The organism is Azorhizobium sp. AG788 (genome assembly GCF_943371865.1).
Lineage (GTDB): Bacteria > Pseudomonadota > Alphaproteobacteria > Rhizobiales > Xanthobacteraceae > Azorhizobium.
The window spans coordinates 77,428-98,157 of sequence record NZ_CALRWL010000018.1; the positions used below are offsets into that span (position 1 = coordinate 77,428).

A 20,730-nucleotide genomic window follows, 5' to 3' on the forward strand; every position below is an offset into this window, starting at 1 on the left:
CGGGCCGGGAACCGCTCAGAAATCGGCGGGAAGATGCTGCCGGGTGGCCGCGAGCTGGGCTTCATGCAGGCCCGGCAAGCGGATGGTGAACACCGCGCCCTCGAAGGCGTTCTCCACGCTCAGCGTACCGCCGTGGTCGCGGATGATGCCGAAGCTGACCGAGAGCCCGAGACCGGTTCCCTGGCCGGGCGGCTTGGTGGTGAAGAAGGGCTGGAACACCTTCTCGATGACCTGGTCGGGAATACCGCCGGCGTTGTCCTTCACCGAAATGCAGACCAAGGGCGCCCGGGTATCCAAATGCTCCAGCGCCATCTCGATGCTGATGGCGCCGAGATATTCGACGCCAACCGAGCGCCGACGCTCGCGGATGGCATCGCGGGCATTCTGCAGCAGATTGATGACCACCTGTTCCAATTGATCCTGCCGGCACAGCACCCGCACGTCGTCGCTGCCGCCGTTCACGGACACGGACACGTTCTCCAGGCGCAATTGAGCCCCGACCACCTGCAGGGCGCCATCGATGGCGTCCATGGGATCGCTGGGTTCCAGCCGCATGCCACTCTTGCGGCCAAAGATGCGCATGTGGTCGATGATCCGGCTCATGCGCACCGTCTGCTGGATGATGCGATTGAGCTTTGCCTCCATATGGTCGTTGGGCATGCCCTTCTGGAGGCCGGTCAGCGCATTGGTGGCGGCCAGGCGGATCACCCCAAGCGGCTGGTTGATCTCATGGGCCAGGCCGGTTGCCACTTCCCCCAGCGAAGCCAGCTTGGACATCTGGTAGAGATTGTTCTCTTCGATGCGCTTGGAGGTCTGGTCCACGGCGAACACCACCAGATCACGCTGCATGCCTTCGGACGGCCGTTTGGTGATCTGGTCGATCTCCTCCAGCGGCGCGATCATCAATTGCACCTCGAACTCCTCGCCGTCCCGGGCGAAATATTCGACGCTGACCTGTGGCCCGGTCAGCAGGCGCGTGGCGGCAACAAAGCGCGGGCTGGCAACATATTCATGGATCAGCGCCGGCAGGGCATTGCCCGAGGTGTCGCCGATTTGCCGGCTGCCTTCGGCGGTCACGTGGACGACGCACACGCCGGGAACGCCCGCCATGGCTTCAAGGAAGTGGACCTCCCGCTGGCGGGCGCTCTCCCGGAGCGCGCTGGCCCGCACCTTTTGCTGAAGGCGATGGTAGCTCAAGGCCAGCAGGGCCAGCACCAGCAGGATCAATCCAAGACCACCGGCGGTGATCCAGATCGCCAGGCGAAACTCTTCCGCCAAGGACCGCACATAGGACTTGTCGTAGGCGACGAGCATGATGATCGGGTAGCGCTCGGAGCGGACGAAATAGCCGATGCGGTCGACGCCATCGATGGCGCTGCGGGCGTCATACGGGGTCTCCGCCTGGGTGAGGCCCTTGATGTACGGCGGGCTCGAACTGACGGTTTCGCCGAAGCTCACGGTGGCCGCTGCGCGCGCGCGCACCACGCCATCGGTCCCCACCAAAGCGATCAGGGAATTGGGATCGACCCGCAGGCGACTGTAGAAACTGATGAAATCGAAAATATTGTAGGACGCGACGATTACACCACGGAATTCCCCGGCTTGATCATACCAAGCCCGGGAAAACTGGATGGTCCACCGCTTGGAGATCCGGCCCAGAACCGGCTTGCTGATGAACAGGCCGGAGTGAGGATTGGATCCAATATGGACGCTGATGTGCTCACGATCCGACAGGTCAATGGGATCGCCAACGGGCGGCGCCAGGTTGCTGGCGATGACGAAGCCCTTCATGTCAACCACGGTGACCTGAACGATCGGTGCCGGGATACTCAGAGCCCGCAACGAGTCATAGACTTCGGTCGGCGTGCTGTTCGGGTCCAGCGCATGGGCAAAGTTCAGCAGCAGGGAGTCGATGGGCTCCACGGTCTGCTCGAAATTGTGCAGCAGGATGTACGCGGTCTTCTGCGCGCTCTGCTCCGCCTCGCGGTATTCCGAGCGCACGTTCAGTTCCGTCAGAACCCAGGCCGTACCGAAGGGAATGGCTTCGATGGCAAGGAAAACCAGGAGGAACTTCAAGGCGAGATTCAGCGATCCCCCAAACAACTGGCTGGCTTGTGCCCGAATTGCGGCCAGCCGCATCTTTACACCTGGAGGGATTGGATGGCACGGCGCAGGTCATCCAGCGCCAGGGGCTTCGAGAGGCAGTTCCGCACGCCTGCCGCTCTGGCGCGCTCAAGGTCAGACTTGGCGGCATGTCCGGTCACCACAATGAAGTGGAGATCGCGATTGCCGAATTCCCCGCGTGCCGCTTCGACCAAGGCGATCCCGTCCATCTCCGGCATGCGGATATCGGTCACCACAACGCGAATGTCCGGATACTGCCGCAGCATCGCCACGGCCGCAGCTCCGTTCGATGCCGACACGGCCTCGATCCCTTCATAGGCCAGCGCCTCGAGGATTTCGTCCAGATATTCGGGCTCGTCGTCCACGATCAAGAGCGGGCTCATTTCGTTCACGCGGGCGCCCCCCGGCAACGGCGAGGCGTGAAGGCCGGCGGCCGTCATGCCCATGAAGCGGAAATTCGCCAATTCCTGACTAATCAATCTGGCGTGTGTCTCTCTTCGAGAAGAATGCCCGCTGCAGATTATTCAGAATCAAGAGCGAGCCGATACCCGAAAGGAGCCAGTTGCCCCCGGATCGTCAAGCAAAGATACCTCCATTTCGGAAGCAAATGCCCCGGGCGCAAGCATGCCGCGCAAGCATGCCGTGCCCTGTATCCCAGCTCATTGAGCGTACAGGCGTTTTCGCCATACCTCAACTGGGGGATGTGGACTCGTCGAGAGCGAGGAGGGCGGCCACATGGCCGGTCGTGGCCAGAAACGCCTGGACCTGCGCCGGGGAGAGCGAGGTGGTCTTCTCGTTGGTCACCGGGTGGCAATTCACCAGCGGTGCCGCCATCAGGCGCGCATCAATCGCCACCTGGACCTGCCGTTCGGTGTCATTGACCAAAGCGAGCAGCGAGACCGAGCCCGGCAGGACGCCCAGAAGGTCCATCAGGGCATCGGCGGACGCGAACGAGAGTCCGCCGCGGGCTCCGATTCGCCCACGCAGGCTCTTGAGATCCACCGGCGTGTTCTCTTCCAGTGTCACCAGAAAGTAGGTCTTCTTGCCGTCGCGCAGGAACAGGTTCTTGGTGTGCGCCCCGGGAATATCTCCGCGCAAGGCCTGTGATTCCGCCACCGTGTGAACCGGCGGATGGGAGTAGGTGCGCACCGCAATCCCGTGTTCATCAAGATAGCGCAGCACGTCGTCTGGGGTCAAAGGCATGGGCGTCCCGTCACGAGAGGGCCATTCATAGCCCGATGGCCACTGTGCGGGAAGGCGGCTGCGCTTGTCTCGGTCACGCGAATTCCTGCGCCACGTCTGTGAGATGAGCATGGACATAGGGTGCGAAGGAGCGCCAGCATTCCACTCGGTAGACCGCTGCGGCTCCGGTACGGAGCAGCACCACATCGGCCTTTCCCAGCAGGGTGCGGGTTGCCGAGCCTGCCGGAAAGGCGGTCTCGGACAGGTCGAGCGCGATCCCCGCGTTCAGCACCTGGCATGCGGCCGGGCCGGAGACGGTGAAGGCCACATTGCGGTGGCCGACATCCACCAGAGAGATGGCGCGATCGGCGAGGTCGGCGGCGCAGGCGTCGGCCAGGGCTATGCTCTCGGACTCGGGTCCGATGAGCAGCCATTCGTCCGGCCCGAGCCGGGCCGCAATGCGTTCGCCTTGAGTACGGCAGGTGTTCAGGGGGCCGGAGAGGTCGAAGCCACCGCAGATGGCGGGGGGACTGGACTGGGTGTCCGCCACCCGCAAAACGAAGCGGGCGGCGGGGCCGAGGACCGTCACCCGTGTCCGCCCGCCGTTCGCCGCGGGCAGAAGCGCCGGGCTGTGCCGGGCGGGGACCGATGTCTCAGGCATGGGAGCCTCCTTCGGGATGGCCATGGATGCGGGCGCCCTCTGGATCGAGAAATACCGGCGCCACCACGGTGACGGGGGCAAAGCCCGCCGGCGTGGTCGCAAACAGGGTTTCGCCGATCCGCGCCCGTCCGCCGGAGATCAGCGCCAGAGCGATGGGGCGTCCGCACGCGGCGCTGTCATAGGATGAGGTGACGTGCCCGAGCATCTTCATGGGAATGGGCTGCGCCGTGTCGGCCACCACCTGGGCGCCCTCGTCAATGAGGGTGCGTCCGTCGACGCTGAGCAGGCCCACCAATTGCTTGCGGTCGGCGACGGCCATGTCCGGGCGGGCCAGCGAGCGCTTGCCCACGAAGTCCGGCTTGGCCTTTGAGACCATCCCGGAGAGGCCGAGGTCATCGGGTGTCACCGTGCCGTCGGTTTCCTGGCCGACGATGATGAAGCCGCGCTCTGCCCGCAGCACGTGCATGGCCTCGGTGCCGTAGGGGGTGATCCCATGAGCCTGGCCTTGGGCGTAGAGCGCCTCCCAGATGGCGCGGGCATAATCCGCCGGCACGTTGATCTCAAATCCCAACTCGCCGGTGAACGAGACCCGGAACAGCCGGGTGGGGACGCCGTGGATATGCCCGGTGCGGATGGCCATGTGCGGGAAGGCATCCGGCGACAGGTCGATGTCGTCCACCAGGGGCGCCAGCACGTCGCGGGCGCGCGGGCCCTGGAGCGCGATCACGGCCCATTGCTCAGTGGTGGAGGTGACGAACACCTTGAGATCCGGCCATTCGGTCTGGAGGTAGTCCTCCATATGCGTCAATACCCGCGGGGCGCCGCCGGTGGTGGTGGTCACATGGAAACGGTCGGGGGCGATGCGGGCGACCACGCCGTCGTCGAACACGAAGCCGTCTTCCTTGAGCATGAGCCCATAGCGGCACTTGCCCGGCTCCAGCTTCAGCCAGGCATTGGGATAGATGCGGTTGAGGAATTCCGCCGCATCGGGGCCCACCACCTCGATCTTGCCCAGGGTGGATGCATCGAAGATGCCCACGCCCTCGCGCACCGCCCGGCATTCGCGCTTGACCGCGGCGTGCATGTCTTCGCCCGGCCGGGGGAAATACCAGGCCCGGCGCCACAAGGCGACATTCTCGAACTGGGCCCCTTGGGCGGCGGCCCACTCATGAAGCGGGGCCGTGCGGATGGGGTCAAACAGCGCGCCCCGCGCCGAGCCGATGATCGCGCCGAAGGTGACCGGCGTGTAGGGCGGGCGGAAGGTGGTGGTGCCCACCTGCGGCACAGGCTTGTCCAGCGCCTCCGACAGGATCCCCAAAGCGGCCATGTTGGAGGTCTTGCCCTGGTCCGTGGCCATGCCGGTGGTGGTGTAGCGCTTGACGTGCTCGACGCTCTCGAAGCCCTCCCGCACCGCCAGCCGGATGTCCTTGGCGGTGACGTCATTCTGGAAGTCGAGGAAGGCGCGTTGCCTGGCGGGGTCGGTATCCGTGGGCAGGACGCGCACCGGCTTGAAGCCGGTGGCGGTGGCGGGCGTGACGGAAAACCCTCGCTCCGCATGTGCTCCCGCTGCGCTGGAGCCTTTGTCCCAGCCATCCGACAGGCACGCCGCCAGATCATAAATGCCCGCACAGGCGCCCGCCGAGCGTTCCTGCTGCACCGACATGCCGGGCACGAAGGCGTCCAGGTCGGTGCGGAACGCCAGCTTGCCGCGGGATTGCGAGAACAGGTGGACGCTGGGCGTCCAGCCGCCGGACATGCCCACGGCATCGCACGGCAGCGTGCGCCGAGCCCCGATGATGTCGTCGGATGACACCGGCGCCACGATCAGCCCCGTGACGGCCTTGCGCCCCGTGGATCCGACCACCGTATGCCCCGTGAGGTGGGTGAGGCCTCGGGCGAGAGCCTTCTCCGGCCCGATGGCGCTCTCCGGACGGGTGTCCACCAAAGTCACCTCCAGCCCGGCGGCGTGGGCGTCGGCGGCGGCCCGATAGGCTGAGGCGCTGCTGGTGGCGAACACGATCCGCCGTCCGGGCGCGACGCCATAGCGGTTCAGATAGGCCCGCACGCTTTCCGCCAGCAGGATGCCGGGTCGGTCATTGTCGGCGAAGGTGAGGGGGCGCTCGTGGGCGCCGGCGGCGAGAACGACTTCCTTCGCCCGCACCTGCCACAGGCGCTCCCGTGGCAGGTGGGAGGCGGGGCTGGGCAGATGATCCGTGACCCGTTGGGTCAGCACGATCTCATTGTGGTTGTAATAGCCGAAGGCGGTGGTGCGCGTGAGCAGCGTCACATTGCCCAGGCTCGCCAGCGTTGCCAAGGCGCCGTCGAGCCAGGCTCCGGCGGGCTTGCCGTCGATGGCGCTGGTTGCGTCGTGCAGCAGGCTGCCGCCCATTTCCGCCTGCTCGTCGGCGAGGATCACGCTGGCACCGGCTTGTGCCGCTGCCAGCGCTGCCGCCAGCCCGGCCGGGCCGGCGCCCACCACCAGGACGTCGCAATGGGCATGGCGGTGCACATAGCGATCCGGGTCCGGGGCATCGGGCGCCACGCCGAGGCCGGCGGCGGCACGGATCACCGGCTCGTAGAGCTTGTCCCAGAACGCGCGCGGCCACATGAAGGTCTTGTAGTAGAAGCCGGCCACGAACACCGGCGAGAGCCAGTCATTGACCGCGCCGATGTCGTGTTCCAGCGACGGCCAATGGTTCTGAGAGGCCACCTTCAGGCCGTCGGTGACCTCCACTATGGTGGCGCGGTTGTTGGGATCGACCCGCCCCGGTCCGCGATCCACGCTCAGAAGCGCGTTGGGCTCGTCGGACCCATGGGTCATGACCCCGCGCGGGCGATGGTATTTGAACGACCGGCCCGCCAGCGTCACGCCATTGGCGAGCAGCGCCGAGGCGACCGTGTCGCCCGCATAGGCTTCGATCACCTGTCCGTTGAAGGTGAAATGCAGCGGCCGGGCGCGATCGATGCGGCCGCCGCGGGGCAGGCGGTGCGACTGGGGCATCAGCGGCCTCCCGCCTTGGGCGCATCGGGAAGGGTGGAAAGGTCCGGCCGGGTCTCGCCCATCTTGTAGGTCACCAGGAAAGCGTCGGTCGCGGTGTTGCGCAACGCGTTGAACCAGCGGCCGCAACCGTGCGAATGCAGCCAGCGCTCCGCATGGATGCCCTTGGGATTGGTGCGGGTGAACAGATAGTCCGCCCATTCGGCATCGCTGGTGGCGGAGGGCAAAGTGGGTCGGGCGATGTGGGCCTCGCCGCCGCAGTGGAATTCGATCTCGGGGCGGGCGCCGCAATAGGGGCAGGTGACCAGAAGCATCAGGGGGCCCTCAATGCGCCACCGCCGCCGCCGCCGCCTCGTCGATGAGGCGGCCGGTGCGGAAGCGATCCAGGGTGAAAGGGGCGTTGATGGGATGGGGCTCGTCGCGGGCGATGGTGTGCGCGAACACATGGGCCGAGCCGGGGCTGGCCTTGAAGCCGCCGGTGCCCCAGCCGCAGTTCACATAGAGCCCCTGGACCGGCGTCTTGCCGATGATGGGCGAGCGGTCCGGGGTCACATCCACGATGCCGCCCCAGGAACGCATCATCTTCAGGCGGGTGAACTGGGGGAACAGTTCGCAGATGGCATCCAGCGTGTGGGTGGTGATGTGGAGGCCGCCCTGCTGGCTGTAGGAGACATATTGGTCGGTGCCGGCGCCGATCACCAGTTCGCCCTTGTCGGACTGGGAGATATAGGCATGCACCGCATTGGACATGAGCACGCAGGGAAAGCACGGCTTCACCGGCTCCGAGACCAGCGCCTGGAGCGGAAAACTCTCCAGCGGCATGCGCACACCGGCCAGCGCCATCACCACGCTGGTGTGGCCGGCGGCGGAGACGCCGATCTTCTTCGCCTTGATGGTGCCGCGGGTGGTGTCGACCCCGGTGACGGCGCCATCCGGCCCGCGATGGATGGCGGTGACTTCGCAATTCTGGATGATGTCCACGCCCATGGCGTCGGCGCCGCGGGCATAGCCCCACACCACCGCATCATGGCGGGCGGTGCCGCCGCGCCGCTGCAGGGCGGCGCCCATCACCGGATAGCGCAGGTCCGGGGAGATGTTCAGCGGCGGGCAGAAGGCCTTGGCCTCGTCCGGCGTCAGCCATTCATTGTCGATGCCGTTGAGGCGGTTGGCATAGACGTGGCGCTTGAAGCTCTGCACGTCGTGCGTGTTGTGCGCCAGCATCAGCACGCCGCGCTGGGAGAACATGACATTGTAGTTCAGCTCCTGGGACAGGCCCTCCCAGAGCTTGACCGCATGCTCATAGAGCGCGGCGCTTTCGTCATAGAGATAGTTGGAGCGGATGATGGTGGTGTTGCGGCCGGAATTGCCGCCGCCAATCCAGCCCTTTTCCAGCACGGCGATGTTGGTGAGGCCATGCTCCTTGGCCAGATAATAGGCGGCGCCCAGGCCGTGGGCCCCGCCGCCGATGATGAGCGCGTCATAGGCCCGCTTTGGCTGGGGATTGCGCCATTGGCGGTCCCAGCCCTGGTGGGCGTTCAACGCCTCGGCGAGGAGCGAGGAAAGGGAAAAGCGGCGCATGGGCCATCCATCCGTGGTTTCGAGCCGAAGGTGCCGCAAACCCGGCGCCGCTACTCGACTGCATGCGACGTAAATCTGGAATCTATCCGACAAATTCCCTGCGAGTGGCGTCAGCACTCCGGGACATTGACCGCAAGCCCGCCCTGGGAGGTCTCCTTGTATTTCGACTGCATGTCGGCCCCGGTCTGGCGCATGGTCTCGATCACCTGATCCAAGGAGACCAGATGCACGCCGTCGCCGCGCAACGCGAGCGAGGCGGCGGCGATGGCCTTGTTGGCGCCGAACGCATTGCGCTCGATGCAGGGGATCTGCACCAGCCCGCCGATGGGATCGCAGGTCATGCCCAGATGATGCTCCATGGCGATCTCTGCGGCATTTTCGATCTGTGTGGGCGTGGCGCCGAGTACGCCGGCCAGCCCCGCCGCCGCCATGGAGGCCGCCGAGCCCACTTCCCCTTGGCACCCCACTTCGGCGCCGGAGATGGAGGCGTTGCGCTTGATGAGCCCGCCGATGGCGGCGGCGGACAGCAGAAAGTCGCGCAAATGCTCCGGCGTCACGCCGGGGCAGAAGTCGCGGGCATAGCGCAGCACGGCGGGAATGATCCCGGCGGCACCGTTGGTGGGAGCGGTCACCACCCGGCCACCGGCGGCATTCTCCTCATTGACGGCGATGGCGAACACCGAGATCCAGTCCATGATTTCATGGGGTGGTCGGGCGTTGAGGAGGCGATCGGCCACCAATTGGTCGCGGATTGCCTTGGCGCGGCGCTTCACCCGCAGCCGGCCGGGCAACTGCCCCTCCATGCGCAAGCCGCGCTCGATGCAGGCGAGCATGGCGGCGATGATGGCATCGATGCCAGCTTCCACCTCGGGACGGGGCCGCAAGGCGCATTCATTGGCCATCTGCACCCCGGCCACCGACAGGCCGGTACTGGCGCAGGCGGCGAGCAATTGTGCACCGGTGTCGAACGGGTGCGGGACCGGCTGGCTGGCGAGGGCTTCGCGGGCCTCGCCCTCCGCCACCACGAAGCCGCCGCCGATGGAATAGAACACCGCCTCGGTCAGCTGGCCGCCGCGAGCATCGAAGGCGCGGAAGCGCATGGCATTGGTGTGCATCGGCATCAGCGTCTCGAAATCGAAGATCAGATCGACCTCCGGATCGAATCCCACGCGATGGCCATCGGGGGCTGCGATGGTCTTTTCGATGGTCAGGCGCGCCACCGAGACCGGCACCGCGTCTGGGTCCAAGGTGGCGGGTGTGGCCCCCAGGAGGCCGAGGCAGATGGCGGTGTCCGAGGCATGGCCCTTGCCGGTCCAGGCCAGCGAGCCGAACAGTTCGGCGCTCACCCGCGCCGCGCCGGGATCGAGGGCATCGCGGAACCGCTTCGCCGCCACCATGGGCCCCATGGTGTGCGAAGAGGACGGCCCGACGCCGATCTTGAACAGCTCGAAGACGCTAATCATCCATCCAACCTCTGCGCGGCCCGTTGATCCGGCCCGTCGTGGCATATCCGCCAGCATAGCCTGCGCCGCGGCCCAGTTTGCACATGGTCCAAGTGTGGCGTTAAGAGCGTCTTGCTTCTTGTGATGGTGCGACTAGCATCTGGAACAAATGCGACACATGCAGACCTTGTCCATCGCCTGCCCGTGGCCACGACCCGCCGCAGGCGGTGCACGGTGACGCCGCTCCGCCGCCCCGCGCGCGCGAAGCTGCGCGTCGGCTTTCTGCTGATGCACAATTTCACCCTCACCGCCTTCTCCACCTTCGTGGACGTGCTGCGGCTGGCCGGCGACGAGGGCGATCGCTCGCGGCCCATCGCCTGTGCCTGGCAGGTGATGAGCCCCAATTTGCGGCCGGCGCGCTCCTCCTGCGGCATCGAGATCCGTCCGACGGCGGAGCTGCAACCGCCCACCGATTTCGATTATATCGTCGTGGTGGGCGGGCTGCTAGCGGGCATGCCGCCGCTGCCGACGGGATTTGCCGTTTATCTGGAGGCCGCTGCGCGGGCGGGGGTGCCGCTGGTGGGGGTGTGCACCGGCTCGTTCGTCTTGTGCCGGCTGGGCTTGATGGCGCAGAGAAAATGCTGCGTGAGCTGGTACCACTATCATGACTTCCTGGAGGAATTTCCCGCCCTGGTGCCGGTGGCGGACCGATTGTTCGTGATTGATGGCGATCGCATCACCTGTTCGGGCGGCGCGGGCGTTGCCGATCTCGCGGCGCGCCTCGTCGCAGACCACCTCGGCCCGGCTGCGGCCCAGAAGGCGCTGAACATCCTGCTCATCGATCGCCCACGGGCGGCGGAGAGCGCGCAGCCGGCCCCGCGGGTGTCCGAGGCCGGGAACGGCGATGACCGGGTGTCGCGCGCCCTGCTGCTGATGGAGCAGAACCTCGGCGCGCCGCTGTCGGTGGCCGCCATCGCGGATCGGCTGGACATCAGCCCGCGTCAGTTGGAGCGGGTGTTCACCGAACGCCTTGGGCAGACGCCGCAGGACAGCTATCTGGCGCTGCGCCTGAAGCATGGCCGCTGGATGCTGGCCAATACCCGCTTCCCCGCGGCGCAGATCGCCGCCGAACTGGGGTTCGCCGATGGCTCGCACTTCGGTCGCGCCTTCAAGGCGACATTCGCCCTGACGCCTTCCGCCTTCCGCAAGATGCTGGCGCCGGCGCCGCCGTCCCGTCGTGCGCCGCCCTCGGAGCCGCGGCGCATCTTCGACTGAGGACGTCAGGCCGCGGCCTCACCGGCGGCCACGAAGGCGGCGGTGTGGGCGGTGAAGGCTTCCAACAGATCCTTGGCCACCGCCGGAAACTGCCGCTGGGCGGAGCGCACCGCGGCAAATTCGAAGTCCACCGCCGGCTCGAACGGCCGCGCCACCACGCCCCGCCCGGCAAATTCCCGCGCCGTGAACGGGTCGCAGAGGCTCGTGCCCAGGCCGGAGGAGACCAGGCCGCAGACGATGCCGGACAGCCGCGTCTCGGCGCGCACCACCAGGCGCACATTGTGCAATTCCGCCAGCCGGTCGATGCGCATGCGCGAGCGGCCGCCGCCATCCAGCGCGATGAAGTCCTCGCCATGGAGGTCGGAGACATGCACCACGGCTTTCTCGGTCAGCCGGTGGCCCACCGGCAACACCGCCACCATCTGCGCCACCGGCATGGGCTGAGCGATCAGGCCCGCATGTTCCAGCGGCCCCATGGCGAACCCCAGTTCGCATTCGCCCGACAGCACCTGCTCCAGCACCAGATGGGAGCCGGCACCGATGAGCGAGAGATCAATCTTGGGGCGCTCTGCCAGGAAGCCGCCCACGAAGCGCGGCAGGAAGCCGTTCATGAGCGCGGGCATAGCGGCGATGCGCAGCACACCCGCGCGCCGCCCCTTCACCTCCTGGGCGGCTCGGGCGATGCGATCCAGGCCGACGAAGGAGCGCTCCACCTCCGAATAAAGCGTCAGCCCTTCATTGGTGGGCACCAGCTTGTTGCCCACTTTCTCGAACAGCCGGAACCCGAGCGCGTCCTGAAGATCGCGCAGCATGCGGCTCACCGCCGGCTGGGTCACGCCCATGAGGGCGGCCGCATCGGTGGCGGTTCCGGCCACCATGGTGGCCCGAAACGCTTCCAACTGGCGGGGATTAAGCCATGCCATCTCATCGGCCTTCGGTCAGTGCATAACATTTCATTATGTAGAATGCTTCCAAATGCATTTGACGCACAAGGGCGAGTGAGTGACCATTTTAACGGCGCGCTCAGAAAGCGAGCAGACGCCGAAACGCCCAAAGGGCGATCCACCTCCAGCCTTCGAGGGGACCTATGCGCTTTCGATTTTCCATCCAAGCCGCCACTGCGGCGCTGCTGGGCACCGCCGCTCTGGCCCTGACCGGGCCGGCGGCCGAGGCCCAGCAGACCTTCTATGTCGCCGGCTACGGCGGCACGTTCGAGCAGAGCATGCGCAAAGACATCATCCCCGCCTTTGAGAAGGCGCATGGGGTGAAGGTGGAATATGTGGCGGGCAATTCCACCGACACGCTGGCCAAGCTTCAGGCGCAGAAGGGCAACCAGCAGATCGATGTGGCCATCGTCGACGACGGCCCGATGTATCGCGCCATTGCGCTCGGCTTCTGCCGGCCCATCAAGGACCTGCCCAAGCCCGATCTCTACGAGACCGCACTCTACAAGGGCGACAACGCGGTGGGCATCGGCATGGTGGCCACCGGCATCATGTACAACACCAAGTTCTTCAAGGACAAAGGCTGGGCGGCCCCCACCTCCTGGAACGACCTGAAGGATCCCAAGTACAAGGGCCTGCTGGTCATTCCGCCGATCAACAACACCTACGGCCTCTACACGCTCATCGAATTCGCCCGCATCAATGGCGGTGGCGAAACCAATATCGAACCCGGCTTCAAGGTGATGAAGACCGAGGTCAATCCCAACGTGCTGGCCTACGAGCCTTCGCCGGGCAAGATGACCGAGCTGTTCCAGAGCGGGCAGGCGGCGATCGCGGTGTGGGGCTCGGGGCGCGTCGCCTCCTTCGCCAACACCGGCTTCCCGGTGGACTTCGTCTATCCCAAGGAGGGCGCTGTCGCGCTGCTGGCGTCCACCTGCCCGGTGGCCAAGGGCGGTGACGGCAAGCTGGCGGATGCCTTCGTGAAAGCCATGGTATCGCCGGACTTCCAGGCGGTGCTGGCGACCGAATATGGCTACGGCCCGGTGAACAAGCTCACCAAGGTGGATGCCGAGGCGCTGCGCATGGCCCCCATCGGCGAGCGCGCCGCCAAGCTGCTGGTGTTCGATTGGGACGCCATCAACCCCAAGATCGACGACTGGACCAAGCGCTGGAACCGCGAGGTGGAGCGCTGATGTTGGCGCGGTCCGCTTCCACCGGGACCGCCGACGCGGGGAACGCTCCGGCGTTCCTCGCCCTCGACGGGCTCACCAAGCACTATGGCAGCCACACGGCGGTGGACGCCCTGAGCCTGGATGTGGCCGAGGGCGAGTTCATCTCGCTGCTCGGTCCCTCCGGCTGCGGCAAGACCACCACTTTGCAGATGATCGCCGGCTTCATTGATCCTACTGGCGGCGCCATCCGCCTGGAGGGGCGCGATCTGGTGCGGGTGAAGCCGGCCAAGCGCGGCCTCGGCATCGTGTTCCAGAGCTATGCTCTGTTCCCGCACATGACGGCGGCAGAGAATGTCGCCTTCGGCCTCGACATGCAGAAGGTGCCCAAGGCCGAGCGGGCGCAGCGGGTGCGCGACGCGCTGGTCCTGGTGGGGCTGGCCGCGCTGGCGGATCGCTTTCCTAAGCGCATGTCCGGCGGCCAGCAGCAGCGGGTCGCCTTGGCCCGCGCGCTGGTGATCCGTCCGCGCATCCTGCTGCTGGACGAGCCCTTGTCCAATCTCGACGCCAAGTTGCGCGAGGAGATGCAGATCGAGTTGCGGCAGATCCAGCGCACCATCGGCACCACCACCATCCTGGTCACCCACGACCAGCACGAGGCCATGGCTTTGTCCGACCGCATCGTGGTGATGAATGCGGGCCGGGTGGAGCAGATCGGCCGCCCGCAGGATGTCTATGAGCGGCCGGCGACGCCCTTCGTCGCCTCCTTCCTCGGCAAGACCAACGTGATGGAAGCCAGGCTGGAAGCCGGTCCCGCCGGGGTCGAGGCGGTGGTCGGCGATGTGCGCTGTCCGTGCCCGCCGCATCTGGCCAGCGACGGACGCGTGGCGCTGTCCGTGCGGCCGGAGAAGATCGCCTTTGCCGATGCCGGGCTGCCGTGCGTGATCGTCTCGCGGGTGTTCCAGGGCACCTATTGGCTGCTGGTGGCGCAGACCCCGGTCGGCGCCCTCACCATCGTGCGCCCCAATGACGGCGGCACGCCGCCGGAAGAGGGCGCGCAGGCGCACCTCGTCTGGCGCCCGGATGATGCGGCATTCCGCAAATGGGATGCGGCTGCGGGAGCGAACCCATGAGCGCGGTCGCCGACACGGGGCCGCGCACCGGCCTGCCGCGCCATCTGCTGGCGCCGGCGCTGATGGTGCTGCCGGCGGTGCTGCTGCTGGTGGGCGTGGTGCTGGTGCCGCTGGCCATGACCGCCATGCTGTCGTTCCAGCGCTTCGGCCAATATACCGGCATCGAGCCGGGCTTCTCCTTGACCAACTGGCTGGAGATCGTCGGCGATCCCTATTTCGCCGAGATGTTCGCCCGCACCTTCCGCATCTCCGGCGTGGTGACGCTGGCCGCCTGCCTCATCGGCGCGCCGGAGGCCTATATCATTCACCGCATGCGGGCGCCCTGGAAGGGTATCTTCCTGGTGGTGACGCTGGGCCCGCTGCTGATCTCGGTGGTGGCGCGCACGCTGGGCTGGGCATTGCTGTTCGGCGGCCGCAACGGGGTGGTGAACAAGGCGCTGATGGATCTGGGTATTCTCTCCCAGCCCATCCCCTTCATGTTCACCGAGGGCGGGGTGATGGTGGCCCTCACCCATGTGATGGTGCCCTTCATGGTGCTCTCGGTCTGGGCGGTGCTGCAGCGGCTGGATCCCAAGGCGGAGAATGCGGCGGCCTCGCTCGGCGCCTCGCAATTCACCATCCTCACCCGCATCGTGCTGCCGCAGGTGATGCCCGGCATCCTGTCCGGCGCCATCATCGTGTTTGCGCTCTCCGCCAGCGCCTTCGCCACCCCGGCCATCATCGGCGGGCGGCGGCTGAAGGTAGCGGCGACGCTCGCCTATGACGAGTTCCTCAACACCCTCAACTGGCCGCTGGGCGCCGCGGTGGCGATCCTGCTGCTGATCGCCATCGCCGCCATCGTCATCGGCTGCAACGCCCTGGTGGAGCGGCGCTACGCACAGGTGTTCCAATGAGCCGCAACGGTCCGCTGGCGCTCCTCTTCCACGCGCTCGTCGTGGTGTTCATGCTGGCGCCCATCGTCATCGTCTGCGTGGTGGCGTTCACGCCGGAGGGCTATCTCTCGCTGCCCACTGCCGGCCCCTCGCTGCGCTGGTTCAAGGCCATCGGCAATTATCCCGAATTCCTCACCGGCTTTCGGGATTCGCTGTGGCTGGCGACGCTGTCCTCGCTGATCGCCATCGGCCTGTCGGTGCCGGCGGCCCTCGCCGTGGCGCGGCATCGCTTTCCGGGGCGGGAGGCGCTCAGCGCCTTCATCCTGTCGCCGCTGATGATCCCGCATGTGGTGCTGGGGGTGGCGTTCCTGCGCTTCTTCACCCAGATCGGCGCCAGCGGCACCATGGTTTCCCTGGTGCTGGCCCATGTGGTGATCGTGCTGCCGTTTGCCTTCCGGCTCACGCTGTCCACCGCCACCGGGCTTGATCGCTCGCTGGAGCAGGCGGCGCTATCGCTGGGGGCCTCGGAGGCCACCTTGTTCCGGCGGGTGACCCTGCCTTTGATCCTGCCCGGCGTGGTGTCGGGCTTCGTGCTGGCTTTCATCAACAGTTTCGACGAGGTGACGATGACGGTGTTCATCGCAGCCCCGGGAGCGACCACGCTGCCGGTGCGCATGTTCCTGTATATCCAGGACAATATTGATCCGCTGGTCACATCGGTGTCCGCGGCGGTGATTGCCCTGACGGTGATCGTCATGGGCCTGATCGAGTGGCTCTACGGCCTGGAACGGCTGCTGGCGGGCGAGGGGGGCGGACGGTCATGAGCGGCACCAGTCAGATGGCCAACAGCTTCGACGTGGTGGTGATCGGCGGCGGCCTGGTGGGCGCCTCCATCGCCTATGGCTTGGCCAAGACCGATCCCCGCACCACGGTGGCGGTGCTGGACGAGGGCGACATTGCGCTGCGGGCCTCGCGGGGCAACTTCGCTTTGGTATGGGTGCAGAGCAAGGGCGTGGGCATGCCCGAATATGCCGGCTGGACCGTGCGCGGCGCCGGCCTGTGGCCCGCCTTCGCGGCCCAGCTCAAGGCCGAGACTGGGCTGGATGTCTGCCTGCAGCAGCCCGGCGGCTTCCATCTGGCGCTCTCGGACACCGAGCTGGAGCGCCGCGCCAACCTGCTGCAGCGGCTGCACAACCAGCCCCGCATGCAGCGCTATGACTATGAAATCATGGACCATTCCCGCGTCAAGGCGATGATGCCGGAGATCGGACCTGAGGTGGTGGGCGCCAGCTTCTGCCCGCTGGACGGCCATGTGAACTCGCTGCGCCTGTTCCGGGCGCTGCACACCGCCATGGTCGGGGCGGGGGTGCGCTATCTGCCCAACCATCCGGCGGAGAGCATCGCTTATGAAGGCGGGGCGTTCCGTATCACCACCCCCAAGGGCGAGATCCGCGCCGGCAAGGTGGTGCTGGCGGCGGGCAATGGCAATGCCCGGCTCGGCCCCATGGTCGGGCTCGACGTGCCGGTGCGGCCGCAGCGCGGGCAGGTGGTGGTGACCGAGCGCACCCAGCCGTTCCTGCCGCATCCGGTGGTCACCATCCGCCAGAGCGACGAGGGCACGGTGATGCTGGGCGACTCGGTGGAGGAGGCGGTGGAGCCCAAGGTGGGCCTGCCCATCGTCTCGGCCATCGCCGAGCGGGCGGTGCGCATGTTCCCGCGCATCGGCGGGCTCAATGTGGTGCGCACCTGGGCCGCCCTGCGGGTGATGACCAAGGACGGATTTCCCATTTACGACCAGTCGCTTAGCTGTCCGGGGGCGTTCGTCGCCACCTGCCACAGCGGCGTGACGCTGGCCGCCACCCATGCCTTCGTGGTGGCCCCGGCCATCGCGGCGGGGCGGCTGCCGGCGGAAGATTTCGAGGTGTTCAGTGCGCGGAGGTTCCATGTTTCGGCGGCTGCCTGAGGCTCAGGGCGAGAGCATTCCTTTCACCGTCGACGGCGTGCCCCAACTGGCGCGGGCCGGGGACAGCGTGGCGGCGGCGCTGCTGGCGGCGGGGATCGACCATTGCCGCACCACCCCGGTGACCGGCGCCCCCCGCGGACCCTATTGCATGATGGGGGTGTGCTTCGATTGCCTGGTGGTGGTGGACGGGGTGGGCAACCGCCAGGGCTGCCTCGTCAAGGTCACCGAGGGCATGCGGGTGGAAACCCAGCGCGGCAAGAGGGAGATCGGCCGATGACCGCGCAATTCCCCACATCGAACACCGTGTCATACGACATTCCCGGCCAATGCGACGTGGTCGTGGTCGGCGCCGGCCCCGCGGGTCTGGCGGCGGCGAGCCTCGCCGCCAAGGCCGGGCTCAGCGTGCTGCTGCTGGATGAGAATGCCGGCCCCGGCGGGCAGGTCTATCGCGCCATCACCGCCAGCCCGCTGGCGGCGGGTTCCGTCCTCGGCCCCGATTATTGGTCCGGCGCGCAACTGGCGCAGGAGATGCTGGCCTCCAGCGCCCATTATGTGCCCGGCGCCACCGTCTGGGCGCTGAATGCCGACAAGGTGCTCAATCTCTCGGTGGCCGGGCGGGCCTATGAGGTGAAGGCGGGGCAGGTGATCCTCGCCACCGGCGCCTTAGAGCGGCCCATGCCGATCCCCGGCTGGACCTTGCCCGGCGTGATGACCGCCGGCGGCGCCCAGACCCTGCTGAAGACTTCCGGCCTGGTGCCCAAGGGCCGCACGGTGCTGGCGGGCTGCGGCCCGCTGCTGTGGCTGCTGGCGGCGCAATATCTGGAGGCGGGCGGGCAGCTCACCGCCATTCTCGACACCACCCCCAAGGCCAATTGGCGTGCGGCGCTGCCGGCGCTGCCAGGCTTCCTCGCCTCGCCTTATGCGCTGAAGGGGCTGGCCCTGCTGCGCAAGGTCAAGGCCAAGGTGAAGATCATCAAGGATGTGACCGCGCTGGAGGCCATGGGCACCGACAGCGTGCGCGCCGTGACCTACACCACCGCCTCCGGCGCCACCGGCCGGTTCGAGGTGGATCTGCTGCTGCTGCACCAGGGCGTGACCCCCAATGTGAACCTGGCCAATGCCGCCGGCATCCCCTTGGTATGGGATGAGGCCCAGGCCTGCTTCCGCCCCGATGTGGGGCCGGACGGCGCCAGTCCGGTGGCGGGCATCTTCGTGGCCGGCGACGGCGCCGGCATTGGCGGCGCGCTGGGTGCGGCGGAGCGGGGGCGCCTCGCGGCGCTCGCCGCCATCGCCGCGCTGAAGCCGTCATCGCCGGTGTTGGGCGAGGCGCCGCAGGTGCGCGCGGCCCTGGCACGGGCGCTGCGGGGCCGGGCGTTCCTGGATCGGCTCTATCGGCCTTCGGACGCCTTCCGCCGCCCGGCGCCGGACACCATCGTCTGCCGCTGCGAGGAGGTCACCGCCCGCCAGATCACCGATGCGGCGAATCTCGGATGCAGCGGGCCGAACCAGCTGAAATCCTTCCTGCGCACCGGCATGGGGCCGTGCCAGGGGCGCATGTGCGGCCTCACCGTCAGCGAGCTGCTCGCCGACGCCCGCGGCGTATCGCCGGCCGAAATCGGCTATTACCGGCTGCGGGCGCCGGTGAAGCCGATCACCGTGGCGGAACTGGCTTCGCTGCCGCAGGACGACAGCGCCATGAAGTCGGTGGAGCGGGGCTGACCGCCATGGCTGCCGCCGCGCCGCTCACCCCCTTGGCCGCTGCCCCCGATGGGCGGTGGTTGGCGGATGTGGTCATCATCGGTGGCGGCCTGCACGGCTGCTCCACCGCGCTCAATCTGGCGCGGCGGGGCGTCAAGGCGCTGGTGATCGAGAAGGATTATCCCGGCCGCCATGCCTCCGGCGTCAATGCCGGCGGGGTGCGGCGGCTGGGCCGGGCGCTGCCGGAGGTGCCGCTGTCGGTGGCCTCCATGGAGCTGTGGCACACCATCCGCGATCTGGTGGATGATGACTGCGGCTTCGAGAGCCACGGCCAGATCAAGGTGGCCGAAACCGAGGCCGATCTGGAGATATTGCGCAAGCGCTCCGCCTTGCTCAACAGCCACGGCTTTGCCCATGAGGAACTGATCGGGCAGGACGAACTGCGCGCCTTGCTGCCGGCGGTGGCGCCCACTTGCGTCGGCGGCCTGATCTCCCGCGCCGATGGTGCGGCGCTGCCGTTCCGCACCGTGCTGGCCTTCCGCAATGCCGCCGCCCGGGTCGGCGCCCGCTTTCTGGAAGGGGTGCCCGCCGGCATGCCAACGCGCCAGGGCGATCTGTGGCGGGTTCAGGTGGGCGATGCGGTGGTGGAGGCGCCAGTGCTGGTGAATGCCGCCGGCGCCTGGGCCGATCGCATCGCCGCCGCTTTGGGCGAGCCGGTGCCGCTGGAGGTGATCGCCCCCATGCTGATGATCACCGCCCGCATGCCGGCGTTCGTGACCCCGGTGGTGGGGGCGACCACGCGCACCTTGTCGTTCAAGCAGTTCGCCAATGGCACGGTGCTGGTGGGCGGCGGCTATCGCGGCCTTGCCGACCGCGACCGCAACGCCACCCAACTGGACTTCGCCAAGCTGGCGGAAAATGCCGGAACCGCGGCGGCCATCTTCCCGGTGATGCGCGACGCGCAGATCATGCGCGCCTGGGCCGGCATCGAGGCCCGCATGCCCGACGACATCCCGGTGATCGGCCCCAGCGGCGCGGCGGAGGCCGCCTATCACGCCTTCGGCTTTTCCGCCCACGGCTTCCAGTTGGGGCCGATCGTCGGGTCGATCCTGGCGGAGCTGATCACCACGGGCGCCACCAATCTGCCCATTGGCGCGTTTGCGGTGGGGCGGTTCGGCGCGGGAGCTTAAGGGGCGTTTGCCCGTGACGGGATGGGGCGCGGCCTGACGTGAGCGGCCCCGCCCAACCTTTGCCAGCCAGTCCAGCCCCTGCGTCCTGTCACAGCCGACGCGGGCTCCTCCCCCCTTCCGGGGGAGGGAAGGGAGGGGGGTGAAACGCGTTCCGATCTCGCCCGCTGTGGGTGGGGGAGGGATGGCACGGCGGGTGTTCTTTAGCCCAGGCCGTTTCACCCCCCTCTCCAACTCTCCCCCGCAAGGGGGGAGAGGGCACGTTGCGCGGGTCGGGAGCGTTATGCGCGCTCAGCGCCACAGACCCCCACCGGCTTGGGCGCAGGACCGGTCAGGCCGCCAAGTCCAGCCCCTGCGTCCTGTCCCAGCCGACGCGGGCTCCTCCCCCCTTGCGGGGGAGGGAAGGGAGGGGGGTGAAACGCGTTCCGATCTCGCCCGCGGTGTGTGGGGGAGGGGTGGCACGGCGGGTGTTCTTTCGCCCTGGCCGTTTCACCCCCCTCTCCA

18 protein-coding genes are annotated in these 20,730 nt (G+C 67.5%); 9 read left to right on the top strand and 9 right to left on the bottom strand.

The features are described from left to right. Positions 1 to 15: 15 nt before the first annotated feature. The 8 genes from AAG816_RS12790 to AAG816_RS12825 all read right to left on the bottom strand — a co-directional run bounded on the left by AAG816_RS12790 (position 16) and on the right by AAG816_RS12825 (position 10,006). Positions 16 to 2,076: an ATP-binding protein gene (locus tag AAG816_RS12790; RefSeq protein ID WP_341990023.1), complete on the bottom strand. Its 2,061-nt coding sequence runs from the start codon at positions 2,074 to 2,076 to the stop codon at positions 16 to 18. A 65-nt stretch (positions 2,077 to 2,141) separates the two neighbouring features. After that, on the bottom strand, positions 2,142 to 2,570 hold the full coding sequence (locus tag AAG816_RS12795; RefSeq protein WP_341990024.1) for a response regulator: 429 nt from the start codon (positions 2,568 to 2,570) through the stop codon (positions 2,142 to 2,144). A 244-nt stretch (positions 2,571 to 2,814) separates the two neighbouring features. Beyond that, positions 2,815 to 3,327 (bottom strand): prolyl-tRNA synthetase associated domain-containing protein, encoded by a 513-nt coding sequence (locus tag AAG816_RS12800; RefSeq protein ID WP_341990025.1) that lies wholly within the window; start codon positions 3,325 to 3,327, stop codon positions 2,815 to 2,817. A 73-nt stretch (positions 3,328 to 3,400) separates the two neighbouring features. Beyond that, a complete protein-coding gene (locus AAG816_RS12805) occupies positions 3,401 to 3,967 on the bottom strand; it encodes a sarcosine oxidase subunit gamma family protein (RefSeq protein WP_341990026.1) in 567 nt (188 codons plus the stop codon). After that, positions 3,960 to 6,968 carry a sarcosine oxidase subunit alpha family protein gene (locus tag AAG816_RS12810; protein ID WP_341990027.1) on the bottom strand — a complete coding sequence of 1,003 codons (3,009 nt, stop codon included), beginning with the start codon at positions 6,966 to 6,968 and terminating at the stop codon, positions 3,960 to 3,962. The genes AAG816_RS12805 and AAG816_RS12810 overlap by 8 nt, the downstream gene beginning before the upstream one ends. Next, positions 6,968 to 7,279 carry a sarcosine oxidase subunit delta gene (locus AAG816_RS12815; protein ID WP_341990029.1) on the bottom strand — a complete coding sequence of 104 codons (312 nt, stop codon included), beginning with the start codon at positions 7,277 to 7,279 and terminating at the stop codon, positions 6,968 to 6,970. The genes AAG816_RS12810 and AAG816_RS12815 overlap by 1 nt, the downstream gene beginning before the upstream one ends. 10 nt (positions 7,280 to 7,289) lie before the next feature. Further along, positions 7,290 to 8,543 carry a sarcosine oxidase subunit beta family protein gene (locus tag AAG816_RS12820; protein WP_341990030.1) on the bottom strand — a complete coding sequence of 418 codons (1,254 nt, stop codon included), beginning with the start codon at positions 8,541 to 8,543 and terminating at the stop codon, positions 7,290 to 7,292. 110 nt (positions 8,544 to 8,653) lie between these two features. Beyond that, on the bottom strand, positions 8,654 to 10,006 hold the full coding sequence (locus tag AAG816_RS12825; protein WP_341990031.1) for an L-serine ammonia-lyase: 1,353 nt from the start codon (positions 10,004 to 10,006) through the stop codon (positions 8,654 to 8,656). Between the two features lie 213 nt (positions 10,007 to 10,219). Here AAG816_RS12825 and AAG816_RS12830 point away from each other — a divergent pair, with 213 nt between their 5' ends. Continuing rightward, on the top strand, positions 10,220 to 11,260 hold the full coding sequence (locus AAG816_RS12830; protein WP_341990032.1) for a GlxA family transcriptional regulator: 1,041 nt from the start codon (positions 10,220 to 10,222) through the stop codon (positions 11,258 to 11,260). A 5-nt stretch (positions 11,261 to 11,265) separates the two neighbouring features. Here the strand turns inward: AAG816_RS12830 and AAG816_RS12835 are convergent, their stop codons facing one another. After that, on the bottom strand, positions 11,266 to 12,183 hold the full coding sequence (locus AAG816_RS12835; protein ID WP_341990033.1) for a LysR substrate-binding domain-containing protein: 918 nt from the start codon (positions 12,181 to 12,183) through the stop codon (positions 11,266 to 11,268). Between the two features lie 164 nt (positions 12,184 to 12,347). On the opposite strand from AAG816_RS12835, the gene AAG816_RS12840 reads away from it, so the two are divergent. The 8 genes from AAG816_RS12840 (at position 12,348) to AAG816_RS12875 (ending at position 20,229) form a co-directional block, all read left to right on the top strand. Then, positions 12,348 to 13,397 (top strand): ABC transporter substrate-binding protein, encoded by a 1,050-nt coding sequence (locus tag AAG816_RS12840; protein WP_341990034.1) that lies wholly within the window; start codon positions 12,348 to 12,350, stop codon positions 13,395 to 13,397. After that, a complete protein-coding gene (locus tag AAG816_RS12845) occupies positions 13,397 to 14,506 on the top strand; it encodes an ABC transporter ATP-binding protein (RefSeq protein WP_341990035.1) in 1,110 nt (369 codons plus the stop codon). Before AAG816_RS12840 ends, AAG816_RS12845 begins: the two co-directional genes overlap by 1 nt. Positions 14,507 to 14,568: 62 nt before the next feature. Then, positions 14,569 to 15,399: an ABC transporter permease gene (locus AAG816_RS12850; RefSeq protein WP_341990043.1), complete on the top strand. Its 831-nt coding sequence runs from the start codon at positions 14,569 to 14,571 to the stop codon at positions 15,397 to 15,399. After that, positions 15,396 to 16,202, top strand: coding sequence for an ABC transporter permease (locus AAG816_RS12855; RefSeq protein WP_341990036.1), 807 nt, complete (start codon positions 15,396 to 15,398; stop codon positions 16,200 to 16,202). Before AAG816_RS12850 ends, AAG816_RS12855 begins: the two co-directional genes overlap by 4 nt. Positions 16,203 to 16,216: 14 nt before the next feature. Then, the gene (locus AAG816_RS12860; protein WP_341990044.1) at positions 16,217 to 17,341 is read left to right on the top strand and encodes an FAD-dependent oxidoreductase; all 1,125 of its coding nucleotides are present in this window, start codon (positions 16,217 to 16,219) and stop codon (positions 17,339 to 17,341) included. Further along, on the top strand, positions 17,322 to 17,618 hold the full coding sequence (locus AAG816_RS12865; protein WP_341990037.1) for a (2Fe-2S)-binding protein: 297 nt from the start codon (positions 17,322 to 17,324) through the stop codon (positions 17,616 to 17,618). Before AAG816_RS12860 ends, AAG816_RS12865 begins: the two co-directional genes overlap by 20 nt. After that, positions 17,615 to 19,060 (top strand): FAD-dependent oxidoreductase, encoded by a 1,446-nt coding sequence (locus AAG816_RS12870; protein ID WP_341990038.1) that lies wholly within the window; start codon positions 17,615 to 17,617, stop codon positions 19,058 to 19,060. Before AAG816_RS12865 ends, AAG816_RS12870 begins: the two co-directional genes overlap by 4 nt. A 5-nt stretch (positions 19,061 to 19,065) precedes the next feature. Beyond that, positions 19,066 to 20,229: an FAD-binding oxidoreductase gene (locus AAG816_RS12875; RefSeq protein WP_341990039.1), complete on the top strand. Its 1,164-nt coding sequence runs from the start codon at positions 19,066 to 19,068 to the stop codon at positions 20,227 to 20,229. Positions 20,230 to 20,730: the final 501 nt, after the last annotated feature.